Raw genomic sequence first — 4,071 nt, forward strand, 5'->3', positions numbered from 1 at the left:
AGAGGGCGGCGGCCTGCGCCTTCAGCTGCGCGGCATCGGCGTCGGAGGTCCGGCTGTCCAGCCGCGCGAGCAGCTGGCCCGGCGCCACCAGATCCCCCGGCCGCACAAGGAGGCTGCGCAGCACCGCGGCCGTCACCGGGCGCAGGACCGCGGCCGGGTCGTCGGCCGCGATCCGGCCCCCCGCGCTCACCACCACATCGATGGGCAGGAGGGCCGCAAGCCCCACCAGCGCCGCCAGCAGCGCCCCCGCCCCGAAGGGCCAGAGCCGGAGCAGCCAGGGCAGCGGCTCGTGCCGGATCCGTTCGAGCGGCGACTGATAGGCCAGGGCCTCGGGCGCGAGCCTCCTCATGACAGATGCTCGGTCTGCTGGCGCCAGAGATGGGCATAGATCTCGCAGCCCGCGAGCAGCGCCTCGTGCGGGGCGAAGGCCACGAGCCGACCCTGGTCGAGCACCGCGATCCGGTCGGCGCGCACGAGGGACGAGAGTCGGTGCGAGACCACGATCATGGTCCGGCCGCGGGCGATGGCGGCGAGGTTGCGGTTGACCACCGCCTCGGATTCGGGGTCGAGCGCGCTCGTGGCCTCGTCGAGGATCAGGATGCGCGGATCGGTGAGCAGCGCGCGCGCGATCGCCACGCGCTGGCGCTGGCCGCCCGAGAGGTTCGCGCCCCCCTCCTCGACGGGCGTGTCGAAGCCCCGCGGCAGGCGGCGGATGAATTCGTCGGCCCCCGCGAGGGTGGCCGCGCGCACCACCGCCTCGAGCCCGGCCTCGGGGCGGGCGAGGGCGATATTCTCGCGCAGCGTGCCGCGGAAAAGCAGATTGTCCTGCAGCACGATCCCCACTTGCCGCCGCAGGGGGCCGAGCGCGATGCTGCGGATGTCGATCCCGTCGAACAGGATCAGCCCGGCCTGCGGGGTCTCGATGCCCTGGATGAGCCGGGTGAGCGTGGTCTTGCCCGAGCCCGAGCGCCCGACGATGCCGATCACCTGCCCGGGCTCGATGGCGAGGCTCACCTGATCGAGCGCGGGCGTGGCGGCGCCGGGATAGGCGAAGCTCACCCCCCGGATCTCGAGCGCGCCGGTGAGGGCGGGGCGGGCGAGGGCGGCCCTGTCGGGCCGTTCGGGCGGGTGATCCATGATCTGGCGCAGCATCCCGATCGACAGGGCGGCCTCCTGCCATTCGTTGACGAGCCCCACGATCTGGACCAGCGGCCCGCTGACCCGCCCGGCCAGCATCAGCACCGCCACGAGCGTGCCCACCGTGATCGCGCCCTCGAGCGCCAGCGCCACGCCGAAGGCCACCACGCTCACCTGCATCAGCCGCTCGAGCAGGCTGGTGAGCGTGCTCGTGACGGCCGAGACGCGGCCCAGATCCCATTGCCTGCGCACCGAGAGGGCGAGGCTTTCCTCCCAGAGCGCGCCGCGGGCGGGCTCGACCGCGAGCGATTTCACCGCGCGCATGTTGTGCAGCGTCTCGACCAGAAGGGCCTGCCGCTCGGCCTCGACCGCATAGACCGCGTTCAGCCGCCGCTGGAGGAGCGGCAGCATGAGGGCGATGCAGCCCGCGATGGCGATCCCGTAGGCCGCGATCACCAGCGCGAGCCGGCCCGACAGGAAGGCCAGCGTGGCGAAGAGCACGGGCAGGAGGGCCGCGTCGAGCAGGGTCTGCAGCAGCCGCCCGGTCAGGAACTGGCGGATCCTGTCGGTCTGCTGGATGTTGCGCGCGAGCACGCCTGCGGGCGTGGTCTCGAACAGCGTCATGGGCAGCGAGAGCAGATGGGCCACGCTTTCTGCCCCCAGATGGGCGTCGATCCGCCCGCCCGCGATCTGGCTCAGCCGCTGGCGGACATAGCCGAAGCCCGCGTCGAACAGCGCCAGCAGCACGAAGACCGCGGCGACCGCGGCAAGCGTGTTCCAGGCCTGGTAGGCGATCACCCGGTCGATCATCGCCTGCATGAGGAGGGGCAGCGCGTAGGAGATCAGGTTGCCGATCACCACCGCCACCGCGACGCCGAGAAAGAGCCCCTTCTCGCGCGCGAGCGCGGGCAGGAACCAGCGCAGCCCGAAGGCGGTCTCGGCGGCCCTCGGCCGGTCGGGGCGCCCGATCAGGATCAGCCGGCCGGTCCAGTCCCGGGCGAATTCCTCCCAGGGCAGGGCCTGCACCCCCTGCGCCTCGCGGCGCGGATCGAGGAGGGCCACGGTCCGCGCACCCTCCGCCCCGCCCGCATGGACGAGCACCGCCCAGTGCCCGCCCCGCAGCTCCGCCAGCGCGGGATAGGCCTGCCCGAGCCGCGAGGCGGTGCGCCAGCCCGCATCTTCCAGCAGCCGGCAGCGCAGACCCTTGCCGCCCAGAAGCCGCAGCAGATCGGGCGCGAAATCGCCGGCCTCGAGCGGGGGCAGCTCGTCGGGGCCGAGCAGCACCCCGTGATGGGCCGCCACCAGAAACACCGCGCGCAGCGTCGACAGCACGGGCGTGTCGAGGGCGATGGACCCGGGAAGCTGGGAATCGAAGGCTGCCATGCGTCCCTGTGTAGGCGGCGGGCCTTAAGGCTCCGTTTCGGCAGGCGGGCAAGGGCTCAGGCGCGGCGGGCGACCGACAGCAGGGCCGCCTCGAAGCGGCGGGTGAAATCGCGGCAGTCGCCTAAGGTTCGGCTCCAGCGCTCGGCGAGCGCGGGCCCCTTCAGGGCGGGGGCCGCCGCCGGGTCGGTGGCGATCGCCACGGCGCGGGAGACATAGGCCTCGAGGTCGGGGGCGATGCAATCTTCCAGCCCCACCGCCGTGAGGAGGCTCGCCGCCATCCGGCCCGAGAAGGTCCGCCCCGCGAGCGTGAGCACGGGCAGCCCCATCCGGAGCGCGTCCGAGGCGATGGTCCCGGCATTGTAGGGCATCGTGTCGAGAAAGAGGTCGGCCAGCGCCAGCCGCGCCCGGTAGCGGGCGGGATCGACCCGGGGCGCGAAGATCAGCCGGTGGGGGTCGAGGCCCGCCGCCTGCCAGCGGCCGGCCAGCGCCGCCTGCCCCTCGGGCGTATCCTCGACGAGCCACAGGACCGACCCCGGCACGGCCGCGACGATCCGGCACCAGGCGGCGAAGAGGGGCTCGGTGATCTTGTAGAAATGCGAGGCGCAGGCGAAGACGAAGGCCGCCTCGGGCAGGCCCTCGCCCGGACGGTCGACCGCGGGCAGCAGGGGCCGTTGCCCGTCGTTGGCCTGATAGCAGCCCTCGAGCCGGAGCGGGGCCGGGCGGTAATGGGCGGCCTCGGCCTCGGGCACCGTCACCCGGTCGCAGATCAGCCAGTCGAGCTCGGGCAGCGGGACCGGCCCGATATAGCCCAGATAGGCCGCCTGCACCGGGGCGGGCTTCCAGCGCAGGATGCCCGGCCGGGCGCCGCGGGTGAGGCCGTTGAGATCGATCAGCAGGTCGATCTCGTCGGCGCGGATGCGCCGGGCCGCGGCCTCGTCGGAGAGGGCGCCGATCGGCACATGCCGGTCGAGGGCGGCGAGCACCCGCGCGCGCTCGGGGCTGCCGTCCTCGGGCGAGGCGCAGTAGCCCACCACCTCGAACCGGCTGCGGTCGTGGCGCTCGAGCAGTTCGGCGATGAGGAAGCTCATGGCATGGCGGCAGAAATCCGACGAGAGATAGCCGAGCCGCAGCCGGTCGTGGCGGTAGCCCCCGGCCGGGGCGAGCCGGACGCCCGGATCGGGCACATGCCGGGCGATCCAGGCCGCGGCCACCTCGCCCTGCCGCACGGGATCGTCATGCAGCGCGAGGGTGGCGAGCGGGCCGCACTGCAGCTCGGCCTCGGCCTCGGTCAGGCCGGGAACCGCCAGCCGGGCCGGGGGCCAGGCCGCCATCTTCTGGCGGGCATGGACGAGATGCTGGACCACCTCGGGCTGGCGCGGATCGATGAGGAGCGAGGCCCGCAGCTCCTCGGCGGCCTCCGCGAGCCGGCCCTCGGCCTCGAGCATCCGGCCGAGCTGGCGGTGGAGCTGGCGCCGCCCCTCGGCCGGGGGCAGCACCTGGCGCAGGAAGGCCAGGGCCTGCGTCCGGTCGCCCTGCGCCTCGGCCGCCTGA

The 4,071-nt window shown here is 73.9% G+C and carries 3 protein-coding genes; all 3 read right to left on the bottom strand.

All coding sequences use genetic code 11. The annotated features are described in order from the left end of the window. Positions 1 to 349 (bottom strand): biotin/lipoyl attachment domain-containing protein (locus A9O63_RS04255; RefSeq protein WP_141703035.1); only part of this gene is annotated, 349 nt, incomplete at its 3' end. Then, on the bottom strand, positions 346 to 2,520 hold the full coding sequence (locus tag A9O63_RS04260) for a peptidase domain-containing ABC transporter (RefSeq protein WP_069330813.1): 2,175 nt from the start codon (positions 2,518 to 2,520) through the stop codon (positions 346 to 348). The genes A9O63_RS04260 and A9O63_RS04255, both read right to left, overlap by 4 nt. A 56-nt stretch (positions 2,521 to 2,576) precedes the next feature. Beyond that, a partial coding sequence (locus A9O63_RS04265) for an O-linked N-acetylglucosamine transferase, SPINDLY family protein (protein WP_069330814.1) occupies positions 2,577 to 4,071 on the bottom strand: 1,495 nt, incomplete at its 5' end.

It is taken from the genome of Cereibacter johrii (assembly GCF_001720585.1).
Taxonomy (GTDB): domain Bacteria; phylum Pseudomonadota; class Alphaproteobacteria; order Rhodobacterales; family Rhodobacteraceae; genus Cereibacter_A; species Cereibacter_A johrii.

Coding starts and splice junctions, on each gene's coding strand:
- A9O63_RS04260 (WP_069330813.1), bottom strand. CDS start 2,520: ATGGCAGCCTTCGATTCCCAGCTTCCCGGGTCCATCGCCCTCGACACG.